Genomic DNA, 20,357 nt, shown 5'->3' with positions numbered 1-20,357 from the left:
CGGCGTGGGGGGACCAACCATGACCGAACGAACCGAAGTACCCAAGGACCTCTCCGAGATCCCGGTAGACCCGGCGCACCCCCTGGTAGCGCCGGGCGCCTACCTCCTCGAACTGATCCCCATGCCCGTAGCCGACCTGGACCGAGCCAAAGCCTTCTACACCGGCAAACTCGGCTGGACCTGCGACGTGGACATCAACCCGTCCGAAGGCCTGCGCTTCGCGCAACTCACCCCACCAGGCTCCTACTGCTCCATCATGATCTCCACCGGCCTCCCCCAGATGGAGATGCCAGTCGGCTCCCAACGCGGCCTCCACCTGGTCGTCAAGGACCTGGAAGCCGCCCGCCGGCAACTGATAGACCGAGGTGTAGAGGTCAGCGAGATCGAAGACCTAGGCGGCGTCTTCTACGCCTGGTTCACCGACCCCGACGGCAACACCTGGGCCCTCCAACACATGCCCTGGCGCGCCTAGGGTGACAGCTTCCAGATGAAGGCGAGGTAGCCCGCGAAGCAGACCGACGTGGCCGCGAGGAACGTGAAGATCAGCGCGGCCTTGGCAGTCTGCGTCCGGGCCATCGCCCGGGCGGCGGGGAGCAGCAGGAGGAACGCCGGCAGGATGAGGCGGCCCTTGGCGTTGTAGTAGTTCGACGCGCCGATCGACGAGACCAGGATGAGCGCGCTGTAGAGAATCAGCGGCCAGGGGAGACGATCGACCACGTTCAGGGCCAGTAGCAGGATCGCGGCCACCAGCACGAAGGTGACCACCGTGTAGTCCAGCGCGGATGCGGTGCTCAGCGTCTTCTTGGCGACCCGGAACGCCGAGGTCCCGAAGTCGAACGACGAACGCCAGATGGTCTTCTGGATGTGGAACCAGCCGTCGATCCGACCCGTCTGGTTGCCGACCCACAGGATGTAGCCCAACCACCCCAGGGGCGCCAGCAGCCCGCCGACCCACGGCCGCCATCCGTCCTGACGCCGTACAACCGCAATCAGTGCCACCAGCCCAACCACACCGACCAGCGCAATCGCAGAGGGCCGCGTCAGCCCCGCCACGGCGGTCAAAACACCCGCGGTCACCCAGTTGCGCCGCAGCAGCGCGAGCAACGCAAATGCACTCAGCGCGGTGAACAGCGACTCGGTATAAGCCATCGACTCGACCAAAGCATGCGGTACGACGCCCCACAGCCCCGCAAGCAAGATCCCGGTCCGCCGGTCCGCGAGGTGGTTGCCGACGGCAAAGATGCCCCAGGCCGCGGCCAACGAGGCCACAACACTGATCAGAACCGCGTTCTGCACCGTAGACAACGGCGAAACCCAGCCGAGCCCCCGCACCAACATCGGATACAAAGGAAAGAGCGCCATCTCCTTCCCGCCCGCAACAGCGTCGTACCCCTTGTCAGCAATCAGCACATAGTGCGCCCCATCAAAGTCCCCAAGCACCTTCCCAAGGCTCTCCGGAGTACTCCGACTCCAAATAGCCAGTACGACGAACGTCAGCACCCGCGTAACGGCGTACAGAGCAACCGCCGGCCAGGCGAGCCGCGCAGCAACCGCCCACGCCCGGCCACTCGGCGCCGTCGCGACGTGTGCGTGCATGTCCCCTCCCAGGGTGCCGCGAGCGTCGCGGACGCGGGGAGCCTACCGGACCGGTGGCACCGTCGGTGTCATCTCATGGTTGCGGCGTTCGCGGAGCACGAGGAGGGCTGCTGCGGCCAGGAGCGACAACAGCCCGGCGGCTCCTACCAGCAGACCGAGACGCAGTCCGGCAGGCCGGTAGGTGCAGGCAACCTCGGTGGTCTGCGGGCCAACGGCGATCGCCATCAGGCCACCCACCTGAGTAGGTTTGCGGGCCGCTTGGCCGTCGAGCTGGCAGCGCCAGCCGGGTGTCGGCACGACTCCCATCACCACCCGCGCCTGCGTACCCGGCGTCAGCCTGACGTTGATGCTGTGCCCACCGACTTGTACGGCGGCCGGTTGGCTCTGCTCGAGCCGGGTGATGGCCTGGTCGAGTTTGACGCGGTCGAGACAGCCGATGGCGCCGACCGGCAACTGGGTCGAGACCGACGTTCGGAGCCGTAGGTCGAAGGCACCGTTCGCGTCGGCCGGGCCGGCCGACATCAGCGCGCCGCTGTACGTCCCCAGGCGCTTACCCTGTGGCGGCAGCAGCGATGTCCATTGCCCATTCACCAATGCCTCCCCGGCGAACCGGGGCCCGGACAGATAGAGCTGGGATCCAGGACGGCAACGCCCGACGAGGCGGAACTCCGCCGGGGCCGGTGCGCCTGCGGGCAACGCGATCGTGAGCAGGCCGGGGCGCCGGTCGCTGATCGCCAGCCGGGAAGCGGCGGCAGGCGTGACCGTCAGCTTCGGGACCGCGTAGACGTCAGCACCGAACGCGGTCTCCTGCACTCCGAAGACCCCGGGGTTCGCCGACACCCAGGTCTTGCCCGGCCGCACCGTCACGAACGGTGACGCAGGGCTCCGTACCAGGTGTAGCTCGTCCTGGCCGTCGGCCCGGATGCGTGCGCCGACCGAGAAGGTCGCATCGAGCACTGGATTGGCCGGATCGACGACAGCTCGTCCGAACGCCGAGACCCCGAAACCGAGGTTGATCAGCGCCTCCGTGAGCTCGTCCGGGATCGTCGAGCTGTAGTACTCGGCCCCCTGGCCGCCGATCAGCATCGGATCGTTCACGGTGCTGAACGCGCCTGCCGACACTCGCTGCCGGGGCCAGTCCTGCGCCGACAGCCCCAATGCGCGGGCCTGCGCCTGCTGTGGACCCCACGGCTGGGCAGCGGTGTACCTCGCCGCCCGCGCATCGTCGATCGCGTACGTCGAGGCAGTCACCTCGGCCAACACCGCCACAACAAGCAGTCCCGCGGCGGCTCGCCGTACCAATCGCGATGGTCGCCAGCGCCAGGCTGCCCAGACGAGGACCGCAACGACCATCATGGCCGGGACGACCACGTGCGTCAGCGGAGTTGTCGACCAGGCGCCGAACGCCACGCCGTACAAGGCCAGGAGCAGCACCACCGGTACGGCGATCGCCGCGAGGTCCCGCACTCCCGCAGCCAGGGAGAGCCAGCCGGTGATCACCAGCATCCCGGCCACCACGAACGCCTGCCGGAACGGGTTGCCGTTCGGCGTATCGAATCCGTGCCAGATCTCGTGGGTCAGCGGGATCTGCATGCTGATGGTCGTCAGCAGGATGACAGTCGACCAGACGACGCGTTCCCGCTGGGCGATGCGCCGGTTGAACGGGAAGCTCAGCGCGGCCAGCAACAGAACGGTCCCGACGGCGAGCCCCGGCGTCTTGCCGACCCCCTCGGAGGCAGGCAGCAGCCGTCCGAAGAAGCTCAGCCAGCTGATCGCGTCGAAATGCTCGTCCGGACTCGGCCGGGCATACCCGACGGACTTGAAGGTCGGCACCAGCAGCGGCGCGGACAGTGCGATGCCGATCACGACCACGACCAGACAGCGCACGGAACCGGTGAACCGATGCCGCCAGGAGCCGCCGTCGGGGTCGGACAGCACGCGGGCGATCAGCACCAGCGCCGCGCCCAACGTGGCCATGTAGACCGTGTAGAAGTGCGAGTACCAGAACAAGGCGATCACGAACGGCGCCACCACCAGCGGCAGGACGGTTCGCCTCCGCCGCACCCATTCGCACAGCAGACAGATCAGGGGGAACGCGATCAGGCCGTACAACCAACCGGTCATGTAGCCGCCGTCGTCGAGCGCCCACCCGCAGGTCGCGTACGAGACGCCGGCGACTGCCGCGAGCCAGTCCGGCGCCCTCGGTCGCAGCATCCTCAGGTACGCCGTCATCGCGGCCGCGGCGGCTGCGATCGCCGCGAGCATGATCACGTAGAGCGCGAGGTCGATCTTGTCGCGCGGGAACAGCAGCACGATCCAGGACAGCGCGGCCCCGTTGTAGGCCATGAAGTCGCCGATGTACGGGACGCCGTACCCGCTGGACCAGTTGAAGAAGAAGTCACCCGGCACATCCCCGGTGACCAGGTCACGCAGGTAGGCGTGCATAGGGATGAATTGCTGCCGCAGGTCGAGAATGTTGCGGCCGTGGGCCCCGAACGGATAGGTCCCGCGCAGCAGACCGCCGAGGATCACCGCGGCCACTGCGGCGAGTGCCGCACCCGGCACCGCCATCCGCCCGCGAACCGCCATCCTCTCACCGGCCTCCGCTCGTCCTGCGCTTCGACCGTACCGGAGATTGCGGCAACCGCAGGGCAGGAAGGGTCTCATGCCCCTAAAGGCGGCATAACAGTTGCCTCACGCAACATACTTCGCGACCTCGGCGGTGCCCGGGGGCGTTGCTTGTTCGTGCAACTTCGTAGATCTCGGCGAGTACCGGATGTTAGGGTCCTGGCGGTGCTGGCGGAGTCGGGGGACTCCAGGGCCTGTTCTTGGTCATCCACGCCCAGGGGGATCCGCCATGTCCAGGTTGTCTTCTCGTGCGCGCAAGCGCCAGCTTCGGGTCGCGCAACTGCTGGCGATCGGTGTCGCGTTGGCGGTGCCATTGGCCGGGATCGGGCCGGCTGCGCCGGTCACGGTTGCTGCGGCGGCCGAGCCGCCGATTCCGCCGGCTGCAATGTCGGGGAAGGGCGAGGCTTCGGCTCCGAAGCAGCAGCTGGGGTCGGGGAAGCTGCCTGCCGCTGTGCCAGGTGGGAACAAGGTGCGGCCGCCGTCGTTGCGGTCGAGGTTCCCGCTAGGTGAGGCCAAGCCCGAGGATGCGGCGAGCGAGCAGCCGGCCCCGAAGGCAGCCGAGGCCATGCCGCCGAACCAGCCGGTGGTGAAAGGCTTCGACGCGAAGACCAGCCGTGAGCGCACGGACAAGCGGGACCGGTTCACGCAGACGTTCGTGAACGCAGACAGCACCGAGACGACGGTCACGTCGCCCGCGCCGCTGAACTTCCAGAAGGCGGACGGTTCCTGGGCGCAGATCAACGCGAACCTGCAGCCGGCGGAGCCCGGCGGCTGGGAGACGATCTCGACCGAGGTGTACTCGTGGATGGCACCGCAGGCCGACGCGGATCCGGTCGCGCGGATCGACTTGGGCCAGGGGCGCAGCATCGGTTGGAGCGTGACGGGTGCAGCTGGTGCTGCGGGGCAGATGTCCGGCAGCAGGGTGACCTACCCCGGCTTCCTGCCGAACGCTGATCTCGAGCTGGAGTCGCGACCGCGTGGGATCAAGGAGACGGTGATTCTGCGCTCCCCGGCTGCGGCGAGGTCGTATACGTTCCCGCTGAGCCTGAGCAACCTCACCGCCGCACTCCAGGGCCGCGAGATCGTTCTGAAGGATGCCGGAGGAGTCGAGCGAGCCCGTATTCCGGCCGGAACGATGGAGGATTCCAACACCGCGCAGGTTCGGGCCACCTCGAACGCCGTGACGTACGAGCTGGTCACGATCAACGGGCGTCAAGCCTTGAAGGTGACCGCGGACGACGCATGGCTGGATGACCCGGCGCGCGTGTACCCGGTGCGGCTCGACCCGACCGTGATCCCGACGGATCGGATCACCTCGGGGACCGCGGTGAGTGTGGGGCTGAACGGCGCGGTCAGCGGCGCCAGTGAGCTGCAGATCGGTTGCCGGCCGCCGCCGGGTGGTGCGAACTGCTCGTCGACCACGGGCTGGAACGCCTACGCGGCCCTGCTGAACTTCCCGATGCTGGAGAAGGCGCCGTTCGTCTACGACACGATCGTGGCTGCCTCGTTCGAGGTGTACAACTACCAGGCCGACACCTGTTCGGCGCGTGACCTCGATGTGTACGGCATCACTGAGAACTGGACCTCGACGCCGCTGCCGCAGCTCAAGTACCCCGGACCGGCAACCGGTCGGTCGGTTCTTGCGGCCAAGGGATTCTCCCGCGGCTATGTGTCGGGCAGCACCGGTACGACGGCTTGTGCGCCGAGGTACGAGTCGCTTCCGTTCAACGCGGCCGGTGTTTCCTGGTTGCAGGGCATCGTCGACGACAGGATCTCGAACTACGGGTTCGCGTTGTTCGCCCGGCAGCGGGCGGACAAGTACTCATGGAAGAAGCTCGTTGGTCAGGACGCTGCGAATCCGCCGAAGCTCGCGATCACGCACTCGCCGTACCACGCGGCGTACGCGTTCCGGGCGCAGAAGCCGGCCGACTACGTCACGCAGGACAAGGACGGCAAGTTCCCGATGACGATCACCAACCTCGGTGGTCGCACGTGGATCCCGAGCGACGACTACATGAGCTACCGGGTCTTCAAGAACGGCCAGACCGTGAGCGTCAACCAGCTGCAGACGCCGGTGACGACGAGCGTTCCGCACGGGGGCAAGATCAATCTCGACGTCAACGTCGGCCGGCTCGCGGGTACTCCAGCCGGTGTCGACTATCAGATCGAGTTCTCGATGGTGCATCGAGACACGACCGTACGGCGCTGGTACACCGACTGGGGTGTCCGGCCGGCCGCGCGACTCATCACGGTCCAGAACGTCCCGCCGGTGGTGGACGTCGGGAAGGTCTGGCCGCTTAACGGGGCCCAGGCCTACACGCTGACGCCGCCGTTGTGGGCGGGCGGTATCGATCCGGATCAGCCGGAGACCACGCTGAAGTACAAGTTCTCGGTGTGTGAGGTCGTCGGCACCAACACCCAGGTCGGCTGCTTCGACAGTGGCGCGTACAGCACCATGAAGGGCTGGGCCGTCCCGGCGGGCAAGCTCGGCTGGAACCGTGAGTACCAGTGGAAGGTTTCGGTGCAGGACAACGACGGTGCCGTCACGACCGGACCGCCAGTCACGTTGTTCACCGATGTCCCGCAGCCGTCGATCACTTCGCACATCGCCAACAACGACGGTAAGTCGCAGGACAAGCCGTACGACCCGGCGGTCGGCAACTACACCGCGTCCGCGCTGGACATCGTCGTACCGGTGGCCGGTCCTGAGCTGACCGTGGCCCGGACCTACAACAGCCTGGATCTGCGGCGTGATGGAGCGTTCGGTGCCGGTTGGTCGAGCCGCTACGACATGCGGTTGGTCAACGAGGACACCGAGAACGTGCTGATCACTTACCCGGACGGACGTCAGGTCCGGTTCGGGAAGAACGCCGACGGTACGTACGCTGCCCCGCGGGGAACCAAGACCGTGCTGACCGCGACCTCGGCAACTGGGCCGTGGACGTTGCAGATCGCGGCCGGCATGAAATACGAGTTCGCTGCCGGTACCGGCAGGCTGAGCAAGATCTACAAGACGCTGGGCAAGCCACTGACTCTGAGCTATCGCGCCAATGGCACGCTCGAAACGGCGGCCAGTCAGGACGGTGCCGGCCGGAAGCTGACCTTCACCTGGACCAGCGACAACAAGCATGTCGCGTCGGTGAGCACGCAGCCGGTGGACGGCACGCCGCTGACCTGGACCTATGAGTACGCCGGTGACGTGCTGACGAAGTCGTGCAACGCCGAGCAGAAGTGCACGACGTACGGATCGCAGCAGGGCTCGCACTACCGGAGCGCCATCCTGGACAGCAAGCCGGACGGCTATTTCCGGCTCGCCGATGATGGTGCTGACAACGACGCGACGAACGAGATCGATGTCACCGGCAAGGGCGACTTCGGCACGTACGCGGGTGTGGAGTTCAGCCAGGACAGTCCGCTCGCTGGGGTTGGTGACGCGGACAGGTCCGTGAAGTTCAACGGTACGGCGAGCGTCGGGCTGCCGAACGGGCTCGCCACGCGCAGTCGTGACGAGACCATTGAGATGTGGTTCAAGACTCCGGGCGGTGCGACGGGCCAGCCGTTGATCGGCTACCAGGTCGGGAAGCTCGGCACCTCAACCACGGGCGGAATGCCGGTCTTGTACGTCGGGAGCGACGGCAAGCTGCGTGGACAGTTCTGGCACGGCTCCGCCGTACCGATGACCTCGACCGTGACTGTCAACGACAACCAGTGGCACCACGTCGTACTGAGTGCGATGGGGAGCAAGCAGAACCTGTACCTCGACGGTGTGGCGCAGCAGACGCTGACGCAGAGCATCGTCGATCACTCCCGGATGCCGGTGAACCAGATCGGTGCGGCGGTAGCCGCGGCGCCGGGTTCGTGGCCAGGCTACGGCACGCAGGCGGCGACGAAGTTCAACGGTCAGATCGACGAGGTTGCGATCTACTCGCACCCGATGACCTTCAAGGAGATTCAGACCCACTACCAGCAGGGCCGCAACGCCGCGGACCAATTGACGTCGATCGCCTCGGCCGGTGGGCGCACGACCGCAGAGGTCGAGTACAACCCGGCGTCGGACCGCGTCCGGAAGTACATCGACCAGGACGGGGGCGACTGGACCATCAGCGACCCCGATGTCATCGGTAGCGAGAAGGACCTGCGCAGGGTCGTCGAGGTCACGGGGCCGGGCAGAACGTCGTACATCTATGAGTACGACGCGCTCGGTGGCTGGCTGCTGCGGACCGGACGACCGCTCGGTGAGACCACGCACAAGCCGTGGGATGCCGAGAGCACACCCAGCTGGGCGGACGGCAAGGGGTATGGCATTCGCAGCTACACCCATGGCAAGACCGGGCAGCTGACGAAGGTCACCAGCGAGTCCGGTGGCGAGGTCTCGATGACGTACGACGCGCGCGGCAATGTCGCGTCGACGAAGACCTGCCGAGGTCTCGGTGGGACCGACTGCCGAACGGAGTACAGCGCCTACCACTCGCTCGCCTCATGGCCGCCGCTCGATCCGCGCTGGGACAAGCTGTACCAGTTCCGCGACGGGCGCTCGGCGAGTGCGACCGATACCACCTACGTGCGCGAGCAGATCCTCACGGTCAACGGTGACGTGGCGCTCGAGAAGAGGCCGGACGGCGGCCAGACGGAGTACACCTACACCAGCGGGACGGAAGTCGGGCCTGACGGCAAGACCATGCCGCCAGGACTGCTGAAGCTGGCGCGGGTCAAGGTGAACAGCACCTTGAACTCCGACACCCAGTACGCCTACGACGGCAACGGCCAGCTGGCCAAGCTGACGGCCCCGTCGGGTCTCGTCACGAACTACACCTACGACGAGATCGGCCGGAAGAAGACCGAGACGCAGGTGTCGGACACGTATCCGGGCGGGGTCACGTCGACGTACACGTACGACAAGATGTCGCGGATCACCTCGGTGACCGGTCCGGTGACCACGGACGCGGTGACGGGGGAGCAGCACCAGCAGAAGGCCGAGCTGGAGTACGACGACGACGGCAACGTGCTGAAGACCACGGCGCGGGACCTCAAGACGGCTGACGAGCCGCGGGTCTCGACGATGGAGTACGACGACCGGAACCGGATCTCACGGGCGATCGACGCCAATGGCAACGAGTCGCAGCAGGGGTACGACGCCTCGGGTAACCGGACGTGGTCGGAAGATGCCAACGGCAACCGGTTCGAGTACAAGTTCAGCGATCTGAAGATGCCGACCGAGGTCTGGGACATGAACCAGCCGGTCGACCCGAACAACCCGCCGACCGACGAGCCGCGCGAGGGCGTCGACTACAAGGTCCGGTCCAAGACGCAGTACGACACCGCCGGCCGCAAGGCCGCCGAGGTCGACGCGATGGGTCGCGTGGTGACGTACGCCTACAACGCGGACGACTCGCTGAAGACTCGAACGCTGGAAGATTTCCACAATCCTGACGGAACGACGCGGGATGTCGTCCTCGAGGACAACTTCTACGACAACGCCGGAAACCGGATCAAGTCGGTCACCGACAACGGCAAGTCGACCACGACCTACACGATCGACAAGGTCGGACGGGTAACGACCGAGATCACCGACCCGACGGGGCTGAAGCGTAAGACGACGTCCACGCACGACCTCGCGGGTAACGTGACTCGCCAGGAGACGACGGGCGAATGGTCTAACGCGGACATCGCCGGACCTACTGCGGTCACCGAGGCGACCTCCTTCGTCTTCGACGCGGCCGGACGGCGGGTGTCGCAGACGGTCGAGAATGCCGGCGGCAACCTGCTGACGTCTTGGACCTATGACCAGCGTGGCCTCGCCACATCCTCGACCTCCCCTCGCGGGAACGTCTCTGGCGCAGTCAAGGCCGACTTCACGACCGTCTCGAGTTTTGACGAGCTTGGGCGGCTGGTGAAGACGGTCGCACCGAAGGTCAAGACCGAGTCCAACGGTGGAGCGCCGGCTGATGTGCAGCCGACTGCGACAGTCGGGTACGGTGCGTTCGGGCAGGCGACCTCGTCGAAGGATGCCCTCGGCAACGTCGTGAAGTCTTCGTTCGACAAGCTCGGTCGGCAGGTCGAGGTGGCAGCGCCGTCCTACACACCTCCGGGTGGATCGGCACTGACTCCGAAGACTTCATTCCGCTACGACCCGGTGGGCAATCTGCTGGAGCAGATCGACGAACGTGGCAACGCGACTCGATTCACGTACGACCACCTGAACCAGCAGGTCCAGGTCGACGCGCCGGGCAAGACGAACGACGAGCGCGTGATCAGCAAGGCGACGTACACGCCCAACGGTGACGTCGAGTCGACGACCGACGCGCTCGGCTCTGTGACTCGATTGACGTACGACGATCTTGACCGGGTCGTCACGTCGACTGCTGTTGAGCGGAAGCCGACGGCGGCGAACTTCGTCACCCGGCTGACCTACGACGACATGGACAACGTCGTGAAGGCCCAGACGCCTGCTGGCGCCTCTGCCACCAGCACGTACGACAGCCTCGGTCAGCTGATCCAGTCGACGGATCCGAACAACGTGGTCAGCCGCTTCGGCTACGACTACGCGGGCCGGCAGGTTCGGTCCTCGGATGCGCTGGGACGCAGCAGTATCGCGGCGTATGACAAGGCTGGTCAGCTGATCACGTCGAAGACGCTGAACTCGTCGAACGCTGCCCTCGGTACGACGATCCTCGCCTATGACGCCGACGGGAACCTGAAGTCGTCGACACCGGCTTCGGGTAACAGGGCAACGACGTACACCTACGACGCCCTCGGGCGGCTGACCGCCCAGGTCGACCCGGTGAATGCGACGGATTCGATCAACATCTCCTATGGGTACGACGCAGCCGGCAACCGGACTCGGTACACCGATGGCCGAGGCAACTCGACCGTCTACACGCTCAACACGCTCGGGCTGCCCGAGAAGGTCATCGAGCCGTCGACCACGGCGCACCCGGCAGCCGCCGATCGCACCTGGACGGCGTCGTACGACGCAGCCGGCAACGCGGTCTCGCTGCTTTCGCCCGGCGGCGTCGTACGCAACCGAACCTTCGACGCCGCCGGTCGCCTGTCCAAGGAGGAAGGCACCGGAGCCGAGGCCTCAACCGCGACCCGCGACCTGACCTACGACCTGGCGGGCCGCGTCGCGACCACGAGCTCCCTCGACGGCGTCAACACCTACACCTACAACGACCGCGGCATGCTCCTCCGAGCCGACGGCCCCTCAGGTACCTCAACCCATGGCTACAACCCCGACGGCCAGCTGACCCAGCGCATCGACGCCGCCGGTACCGCCGACTTCACTTACACCAACGGTCGCCCAGCCACTGCCACCGATCCAGTCACCCGGACACTGCAGACCCTCGGCTACAACGCCGCCGGCCAGCTCTCGACGATCGACTACGGCTCAGCGCGAATCCGCACCATCGGCTACGACCCCTACGGCCGGATGAACTCCGACGTACTGAAGGCCGGCGCCACCTCGGTCTCGTCCATCACCTACGGCTACGACCCCGACAACAACGTCACCTCGAAGAAGACGACCGGTGTAGCCGGCGCAGGCGACAACACCTACGCCTACGACCAGCTAGGCCGCCTAACCACCTGGACCAAGGGCACCACCGCAACCCAATACGGCTGGGACAACGCCAGCAACCGCACGAAGGCCGGCACCAAACTAGCCACCTACGACGAACGCAACCGCCTCCTGAACGACGGCACCTCGACGTACACGTACTCCCCGCGTGGAGCCCTGCTCTCGAAGGTCAGTACGGAAGGCGGAACCACCACCACCGAAGCCTTCACCTTCGACGCCTTCGACCGCATGATCCGCACAGCCGACCGCGACTTCACCTACGACGCCCTCGACCGCCCCGTCCAAGCAGGCACCGCCCGCATGCGCTACGCCGGCTTCTCCGACGAGGTAGTTTCCGACGGCACCCAGTTCTTCGGCCGCTCAGCCTCCGACGGACTCTTGTCGATCGGCTACGAAACCACCAAACGCCTGGTCCTCTCAGACCGCCACGGCGACGCCATAGCCGGCTTCGACCCCACCGACACAACCCTCTCCGCCGGCCTCCCCGACACCCGAACCTTCGACCCCTTCGGCAACTCCACCAACGCCACCGGCCTCAAATACCGAATCGGCTACCAAGGCGACTGGACCGACCCCCGCTCCGGCGACGTAAACCAAGGCGCCCGCTGGTACAACCCCGAGTCGGGCACCTTCAACTCCCGAGACACCATTTCGCACGCGGGCGGTGCCGCTTCCTCAGTCCTCAACCTGTACGGATATGGAGCAGGCAATCCCATAACTCTCAACGACCCCGACGGCCATCGACCGGTCGATCCAGAACTCGACCATGGCTGCCGCTGGGTCCTGCCGGCTGGCGACGACGACGTCAGGCCGAAGAGAGTCTGCCCCGACGACCCGGATCCGGAGCCAGAGCCAGAGCCGAACTGTAAGAAGACCGGCAAGTGCGACCAAAAGTGCGATGGCAAGGGCAAGGGCGAAACCGACTGCGGCCACGGTCCCTGTAAAGGCAAGAACTGCGGCGAATGCAAGGGCAAGAACTGCGGTGGCGGTGGCGGCTGCGAAGGCAAGAACTGCGGTGGTTGCAAGGGCAAGAACTGCGACCCCAAACCACCAGAGAAGTGCAACACCCCGGCGTGTAAAGCCGAAGAAGAACGTGAAGACATCGAGGACCATGGCAAGAACGATCCTCAGCCGCCGCCTGGAAGCCCTGCTTGCACCAACGGAAACACAACCCTGTGCTATGCGAACCCGTCGCAGCCAACGACAGTCGTCGGCACCGACGGCGATTTGACCGACGAAACCGGCGACTACGCCGGTTTCCTCTTCCGGCAAACTCTCAACCGCACAGGTTCCATGGTTGGCGCCGTTAGCGAATCAGGCGATTGGTGGAAATGGCTCTACGAGGACGGCAAGTCACCCACAGAAAACTTGGGTGAAGAACTGTTCGTCGACCCACTGATCGAGTCGTATGAGGCATGCGAGGCTGCAGTCAAGAAGCCAAGTCCCCAAAGCTGGGACAAATGCGAGTTGGGCATTGGATTGACGGCGTTGGGCTTCACGGGCGGCGGCAAACTCGTCGGTATTGGTGTCAGGACCGCCGAAGGTATTGCGGCCGCGCAGGCGGAGCGCAGTCTCGCCCGCAAGCTTATGGGGCAGGCCGCCAAGCGTTGTGGGGGAAACTCCTTCACACCTGACACTCGCGTGCTGATGGCAGACGGCACCACAAAGCGGATCGACGAGGTCGAGCTCGGCGACAAGGTCATGTCAGCAAATGCCGAGGACGGCGTAGCCGACGTGCAGGAAGTGACGGCTCTCATCGTCGGTGTCGGTGAGAAGAAGCTTGTTGAGATCAAACTGGAAACACGGTCGTCGCCCCTCGATCTCCCGCAGCAGTCCACGGTGACCGCCACCGACGGCCACCCCTTCTACGTCGAGTCGACGAAGAAATGGGTTCAGGCAGGTGACCTTAAGCTCAACAATGAGCTGCAGTCCAGTCGGCGTGGTGTCTCAACGAAGATTGTCGGTATCGCCAGACACGCCGAGCGAACCAGCGTCTTCAATCTGACAGTCTCCACGAAGCACACCTACTATGTGCTCGCCGGCAATATGCCGGTCTTGGTCCACAACAGCGGAACGTGTCGAGAGATTCCTCTCGGTCCGGTGGAACAAAAGGCACTGGACACGGCCGCACACGTGAAGGCGCATGGCACCGCCCCTCCTGGCTATCAGGGCGGAAGGGCTTTTAGTAACGATGGGCGCGGAGGCGGAATGGTCCTCCCGAGAACAGACTCCGCAGGTGGGCCGATCACTTACAAGGAGTGGGACGTAAACCCGTATACTCGCGGAGTGAACCGTGGACCTCAGCGCATCGTGACTGGTAGTGATGGCCGCACTTACTATACAACCGACCATTACAGTACCTTTACGGAATTTGGTGGGTGAAGACGTGGATCTTCGGCAACTTCTCGAACCAGCAACCGTGGCAGGTCCGCCTTGGATATATAAGGCTGATCTGCGGAATGATCTGGTCCGGCGTGCCCTGAAAGCCGCACCGGAAGGCGCAATCGTTGCCGGGCTGGACTCCGAGTCGATGCAGACGCTGGACGGATTCTTCGATGTCGTGGCACGGGAGTTCTCATTCCCGGACTACTTCGGACGGAATTGGCCCGCCTTTGATGAATGCCTCTCGGATATCTATGAATATATGGGGAATCGTAGTGTCGTTGCCGTATTCCGCAATTCGGAATTCCTCCTCAGATGTTCAAAGGAAGACCTTCAGATTCTAATTTCAATAGTTCATAAGGTAGCACCTGAGTTGGCTGAGGGGGTGGCGAAAGGCGAGCCGTGGGATCGACCGCCGGTGGCATTCCATGTGGTTTTCGATCTGGGTGTTGAGGTACATGAGTTTGGACTGGCCTTGCCTGTTATTCATCCTCCGAGTTGAGTGGTTGAGGTATCGGAGGTCTGGGTTAGAAGAGTCCGATTTCGGAAAGCGGTAGCCTGCTGTGCGAGTTCCCGTGTGCGGCAGGCGTGCAAAGGGGCGGAAAATTCGACTTGCAGTTCGTGGCGGCTGGTCTGTTTCGTTGCCGGAGGCACAGTTTGTTGTCGCTGACCTGCGGGGTGCGGTCCTAGCCGTGATGGCGCGCGGAACCTACCGCGCTGGTCGTCGTGTCGAGTCGACAAGTCGCGGTATTCAGTTGTGGCATTCGGCGAGGGCGGAACGATCCCCTTACGCAACGTGGCTGGCGAAGCGAAGTAGTCGCTCGTTTAGTTGGTCGGGGAACTCGCCGGACAACGCGTGGGTGGCTTCGGGCCAGATTTCGGTTTGGTTGTTGGGGATTAGGGTCTGGGCTCGGCGGGCTGCTTCGTGGGGGTTGTGGGGGACGGTGCGGCCGCCTAGGAGGGCTAGGACGGGGACCTGGAGGCTGCGGAGGAGGGGGTCGGTGCCGTAGGCCGGCATTGGTAAGGCCATGCGGTAGTTGCGTATGCCGGTGGTGAGGAGTTGGGCTATGGGTTGGGTCATGTCGGGGTTGCCGGAGACCCAGGCCAGGAAGCGGTCGCCGTAGCGTTGGGGGACGCCGGGGAGTAGGGAGAGGCCGCCTAGGAGGAACTTGGGGGAGAAGCGGGCCAGGACGTTGGCCGGCTCGATCAGGGCGGCGGTGGCTACTCGGTCGGGGGTGTGGAGGGCTTGGTTGAAGGTTAGCCAGCCGCCGCCGGAGACGCCGGCGAAGTGGGCTTGCTCGATTCCCACAAAATCTAGGACCTCGGTGAGCCAGGCTGCCTGGTCTGCGGAGGTTCGGATGGGGAGGGTTTGGATGCTTCGGCCGGGCTCGCCCAGGGAGTCGATGGCGTAGACGGTGCGTTCGGCGGCCAGGGCCGGGATGTTTGGTTCCCACATGGCGGTGGTGGCGCCGCGGCCGTGCAACAACACGAACGGCGTTCCGGAGGCGGAGCCCCAGCGGTAGACGCGGACTTGGCCGTACGTCGTCGGTACGTCGCGCACGTCCGGCGAACCGGGGATGGCTGCGATCGTCGCGTCGTACAAAGACAAATAGGTGGCCTGGGCTTGTGCGTTTGTGAAGTGTCCGACTCCGCTCATGAGTTGAACGTACCTGTCAGGTTCGTGGTCTTGGGTTGGTCATGGCACCATGAGAGCGCCAGCTGAGATCCAGTAGAGCCGACCGAGGAGCGCCGCACCCCATGGATGCCGTCACTGCAGTCCCGACCCCTGTGAACGAGCCGGTCAAGGGCTATGCGCCCGGATCAGCCGAGCGGGCGAGTCTGGAGGCGAAGCTGAAGGAGTTCAACGCCGCGGGGGCGATCGAGCTGACCTGCACGATCGGTGGTGAGCAGCGGCTCGGTGGTGGGGCGTCGATCCAGGTGGTGCAGCCGCACAAGCATGCCCATGTTCTTGGAACTTTGGGCAACGCGACGGAAGCGGACGGGAAGGCGGCCGTGGATGCGGCGCTGGCGGCGGCGCCGAGCTGGCGGGCGCTGTCCTTCGATGACCGGGCGGCGATCTTCCTGAAGGCGGCCGACCTGCTGGCCGGGCCGTGGCGGGACACGCTCAACGCGGCCACCATGCTCGGTCAGTCGAAGACGGTCCAGCAGGCCGAGATCGACGCGGCGTGTGAGCTGATCGACTTCCTGCGCTTCAACGTCGCGTTCGCGCGCAACATCATCAACGACCAGCCGATCTCGAGCCCGGGGATCTGGAACCGCGTCGACTACCGCCCGCTCGAGGGTTTCGTCTACGCGATCACGCCGTTCAACTTCACCGCGATCGCCGGCAACCTGCCGACCGCGCCGGCGCTGATGGGTAACACCGTGGTCTGGAAGGCGTCGCCGACGCAGCAGTTCGCGGCGCACTGGACGATGCGGTTGTTCGAGGCCGCCGGGCTGCCGGCCGGTGTGATCAACCTGGTCACCGGTGACGGCATCGACGTCAGCAAGGCTGCGCTGACCCACCCGGATCTGGCCGGGATCCACTTCACCGGTTCGACGAAGACGTTCCAGTCGCTGTGGGCCACGGTCGGGACGAACATCGCGTCGTACAAGACCTACCCGCGCCTCGTCGGCGAGACCGGTGGCAAGGACTTCATCCTGGCGCACCCGTCGGCCGACCCGGTGGTGCTGAAGACCGCGATGGTTCGCGGGGCGTTCGAATACCAGGGCCAGAAGTGCTCCGCCGCCAGCCGGTCCTACGTGCCGCGTTCGGTGTGGAACCTGATCAAGGACGACATCATCGCCGAGACGGACTCCCTGACCCAGGGCGATGTCTCCGACCTGTCGAACTTCATCGGCGCCGTCATCGACGACCGGGCCTTCGCCAAGCACAAGGCAGCGCTGGACCGGGCCGCCGCGACCGACGCGATCCAGGTCGTTGCCGGTGGCACCTATGACGACTCGGAGGGGTACTTCGTCCGGCCGACGCTGCTGGTCTCCGACGACCCGACCGACGAGATCTTCACGACCGAGTACTTCGGTCCGATCCTCGGCGTGCACGTGTACGACGACGCCGACTACTCGTCGGTGCTCAAGGGCATGGAGCACTCGGCGCCGTACGGGCTGACCGGGGCGATCATCGCCCAGGACCGGCACGCGGTGGCCGAGGCTGCGGACTACCTGCGCTTCGCGGCCGGCAACTTCTACGTCAACGACAAGCCGACCGGTGCGGTCGTCGGCCAGCAGCCGTTCGGGGGCGCCCGCGCCTCCGGGACGAACGACAAGGCCGGCTCGATGTGGAACCTGATCCGCTGGGCCTCCCCGCGGTCGATGAAGGAGACCTTCGCCCCGCCGACCGACTACCGCTACCCGCACCAGGGCTGAGCGAGCCCCCGGGACACCCTGGAGTTCCTCAGGGATGTCCCGGGGATCTCCGAAAAGCGGAATCAATCGAGGCCGACGGAGCGTCTTCCCGATATGCATGAGACCGATCTGCACCTCGATCCCAACGAAGCATCCGACCTGTGCCGCGTCTTCGGCCCCGACGAGCTGGTACGGCGGGGTTGGGACCGGGCGTTCGTGACGGTACTGGACGAGGCGACCGCGGAGAACGCGATCGCCCTGCTGGCGCACGCCGCGGGCGCACCGCTCGACGAGGGCTGGACGGCGGTCCGGGTGCCCGCCGACGCCGGTGTGCACAACGGCCGGACCGAGGACGCGGAGGCCTGTGCGTCCCGCGACGGGTACGTGTACCTGGTCGGCTCGCAATTCGGCAAGAAGCGCGGCCCGCTGTCGGCCAAGCGGTCCTGGATCGCGCGGGTCAGCGAAGCCTCGATCGCCACAGCGCTGGACGACGGAACGCCGGCCGAGCTCGAGGTAGTTCGGATGCGGTTCGGTCTGCATCGCGCGATCAACGACGCACTGGCGGGCCTCGATCTGATTCCGCTCGGCCCGCTCGGACAGGCGTCGTACGTCGAGGCGACGATCGCCAAGGGGATGTTGAAGAGCTGGGGCGGGGCCGTCCACTCCACCGACTACCCGGTCAACATCGAGGCGGCCGAGTTCACCGCTGATGGCCGGCTGCTGCTCGGCCTCCGCTACCCGGTCACGGCCGACGGCCACCCGATCCTCGTCGAGCTCGAGAACGTCGACGAGCTGTTCGCGGACCCGGAGGCGGTGCCCCGCTGCGGCCGGGCCTGGGTCCTCCCCGACGCCGGCTCACCCGAGGCCCCGGTGGGCTTCCGCGCCCTCGACACCCGCGACGGACACGAGTACGACGCGATCGTCGGCGACCTGGACGCGATCGGCAAGAACGCCACGGTGCTCGCCGACCACCCCGAAGGTGCCGTGGCAGAGTCCGAGCACATCCGCTTCACCCTCGACGAGGATGGCCCGTCCGACACCAAGGTCGTCCACCGGTTCGGCAGTATCCGCCGCGTCGAGGGAATCGCCGTCGACCAAGCGGGCCACGCCCACTACGTCATCGACGAGGAGGGCCACGTCGCCCTCCGCACGCTGGTGTTCGAGTAGCTATTTGGTCAGGCCGCGGCGGACGGTGATGTAGAAGGTCGTCAGGTCGTCGATGAGGGTCTCGATCTGCTGCTGGTTGGTGAGGTCGGCATCCAGCAGCCAGTCGGAGATCAGGTCGAACATGCCGCCGACCAGCCCGATCGCCACCCCGTGCCGGACCGCGCGCAACTCGTCGGCCGGCGGGCCGTCGTACGCGTCCCAGAGCTGTTCGAGGAAGCCAGCCGCCCAGCGGCGGTTGGCTCGCCGCTCGCGCTCGACGCTCTCCGAGATCCCCGACGCCATCCCGAAGGTGACCCGGGTGACCTGGGGGTCGTCGACGAGTGCGTGCACGAAGGTCGCGAGCAGCCGCGGTGCCTCCTGCCGCTCGTTCCCGGTGGCCTGCCGAGCGGCATCGAGCATCTGCTCCTCGAGCCGGTCCGACGTCCGGCGCAGCACCGCGACGTAACACTCCTCCCGGCTCGTGAACAGCTCGTAGAAGCTCTTGGTCCCGATGTACGCCGTCGTGCAGATCTGCTCGATCGACGTACCGAGGTAGCCGTTGGCCGCGAACAGTTTGAGCGCTGCGTCGAGCAGCTGCTCGCGTCGCTCCGCCCGGCGCTGCTCGGCGTCCAGTCCCCGAATGGTCCTACTCATGCGCTGGACGTTACCCCCGGTTCCGGTTCTGTAACCAGCGGAGCTGGTTTTGAACACGAGCTCTTGTCAATAACCCGAAGACGTGCTCAACTCTCGGTTACCCGCCGGTCACCGAACGATACGTCACGGGGAGCCCGTCATGTCCAATCGCCTCCGAAGAACCCTTGCCGCGCTGGTGGCAAGCGCCGTGGTGACAACCGCCCTGGTTACCACGACGCCCGCCTCGGCCGTCACCACGCCCGGGTTCGACAACTGGTCCTGCAAGCCGTCGGCCGCGCATCCCAACCCGCTCGTGCTCCTGCACGGGCTGGGTGGCAACGGCCCTGGCAACTACTCCTATCTCGGCCCGTACCTGGCTGGGAAGGGGTACTGCGCCTTCACCCTGACCTATGGCCAGGCGAGCCCGCTGTTCCCGGTCGGCGGCACGATCCCGATCGCCGAGTCGGCCGCTCAGATCGAGGCCTTCGTCCAGCGCGTCCGCACCGCCACCGGCGCCGCCAAGGTGGACCTCGTGGGCCACTCCGAAGGCGCCTTCCAGAGCATCTACGGTCCCAAGATCCGGGGGTACGCCGGTCAGGTCGGGAAGGTCGTCGCCCTGGCGCCCCCGACCCACGGGACCACGTTCGCCGGTCTGGTGAGCGTCGGCGACTACCTGGGCCTGGGTCCGGTGGTGCATCAGGTACTGCGGGAGTTCGGCTGCCCGGCGTGTGACGAGCTGATCGTCGGCGGTTCCGCGGTCAAGCAGCTGACCGCCGGCCCGATCGCCCAGCCCGGCGTCAAGTACACGGTGATCGCCACTCGTTTCGACCCCTTGGTCACCCCGCACGAGACGTCGTTCATCCGTGAGCCCGGCGTCACCAACAAGTTCGTCCAGGACACCTGCCCGCTCGACCCGGTCGGCCACGTCGGCCTGGCCTTCGACCCGACCGTCGCCCAGCTGGTGGCCAACGCACTGGACCCGGCCCACGCCAAACGCGTCGTGTGCTTCTTCGGCCCACCGGTCTAGCAC

10 protein-coding genes are annotated in these 20,357 nt (G+C 65.9%); 6 read left to right on the top strand and 4 right to left on the bottom strand.

The window, feature by feature from the left end; translation table 11 throughout:
• The first annotated feature begins 19 nt into the window (after window positions 1–19).
• Window positions 20–472, top strand: a complete 453-nt coding sequence (locus tag ACFCV3_RS04945) for a VOC family protein (protein WP_376026167.1) — start codon at window positions 20–22, stop codon at window positions 470–472.
• Here the strand turns inward: ACFCV3_RS04945 and ACFCV3_RS04940 are convergent.
• Complete coding sequence (locus ACFCV3_RS04940) at window positions 469–1,596, bottom strand: hypothetical protein (RefSeq protein WP_376026165.1); 1,128 nt, start codon at window positions 1,594–1,596, stop codon at window positions 469–471. The two genes, ACFCV3_RS04945 and ACFCV3_RS04940, sit on opposite strands and share 4 nt — an antisense overlap.
• Window positions 1,597–1,638: 42 nt before the next feature.
• A complete protein-coding gene (locus ACFCV3_RS04935) occupies window positions 1,639–4,185 on the bottom strand; it encodes a YfhO family protein (protein ID WP_376026163.1) in 2,547 nt (848 codons plus the stop codon).
• A gap of 268 nt (window positions 4,186–4,453) precedes the next feature.
• Between ACFCV3_RS04935 and ACFCV3_RS04930 the strand changes: the two genes are divergently transcribed.
• Window positions 4,454–14,182 (top strand): LamG-like jellyroll fold domain-containing protein, encoded by a 9,729-nt coding sequence (locus ACFCV3_RS04930; RefSeq protein WP_376026161.1) that lies wholly within the window; start codon window positions 4,454–4,456, stop codon window positions 14,180–14,182.
• Window positions 14,175–14,684, top strand: a complete 510-nt coding sequence (locus tag ACFCV3_RS04925; RefSeq protein WP_376026159.1) for a barstar family protein — start codon at window positions 14,175–14,177, stop codon at window positions 14,682–14,684. The genes ACFCV3_RS04930 and ACFCV3_RS04925 overlap by 8 nt, the downstream gene beginning before the upstream one ends.
• Window positions 14,685–14,969: 285 nt before the next feature.
• On the opposite strand, the gene ACFCV3_RS04920 is transcribed toward ACFCV3_RS04925, so the two are convergent.
• Window positions 14,970–15,839 (bottom strand): alpha/beta fold hydrolase, encoded by an 870-nt coding sequence (locus tag ACFCV3_RS04920; RefSeq protein ID WP_376026157.1) that lies wholly within the window; start codon window positions 15,837–15,839, stop codon window positions 14,970–14,972.
• A gap of 101 nt (window positions 15,840–15,940) precedes the next feature.
• Between ACFCV3_RS04920 and pruA the strand changes: the two genes are divergently transcribed.
• Together pruA and ACFCV3_RS04910 are read left to right on the top strand one after the other, a co-directional pair.
• A complete protein-coding gene (pruA, locus tag ACFCV3_RS04915; protein WP_376026155.1) occupies window positions 15,941–17,569 on the top strand; it encodes an L-glutamate gamma-semialdehyde dehydrogenase in 1,629 nt (542 codons plus the stop codon).
• Between the two features lie 93 nt (window positions 17,570–17,662).
• The gene (locus ACFCV3_RS04910) at window positions 17,663–18,715 is read left to right on the top strand and encodes a hypothetical protein (RefSeq protein ID WP_376026154.1); all 1,053 of its coding nucleotides are present in this window, start codon (window positions 17,663–17,665) and stop codon (window positions 18,713–18,715) included.
• On the opposite strand, the gene ACFCV3_RS04905 is transcribed toward ACFCV3_RS04910, so the two are convergent.
• On the bottom strand, window positions 18,716–19,348 hold the full coding sequence (locus tag ACFCV3_RS04905) for a TetR/AcrR family transcriptional regulator (RefSeq protein ID WP_376026153.1): 633 nt from the start codon (window positions 19,346–19,348) through the stop codon (window positions 18,716–18,718).
• A gap of 139 nt (window positions 19,349–19,487) precedes the next feature.
• On the opposite strand from ACFCV3_RS04905, the gene ACFCV3_RS04900 reads away from it, so the two are divergent.
• Complete coding sequence (locus ACFCV3_RS04900; protein ID WP_376026152.1) at window positions 19,488–20,354, top strand: esterase/lipase family protein; 867 nt, start codon at window positions 19,488–19,490, stop codon at window positions 20,352–20,354.
• Window positions 20,355–20,357: the final 3 nt, after the last annotated feature.

Source organism: Kribbella sp. NPDC056345 (assembly GCF_042262745.1).
In the GTDB taxonomy this organism is placed as follows: Bacteria; Actinomycetota; Actinomycetes; order Propionibacteriales; family Kribbellaceae; genus Kribbella.
The sequence above is the reverse complement of the archived record's forward strand: the minus strand, read 5'-3'. Positions and strand labels throughout refer to the sequence as shown.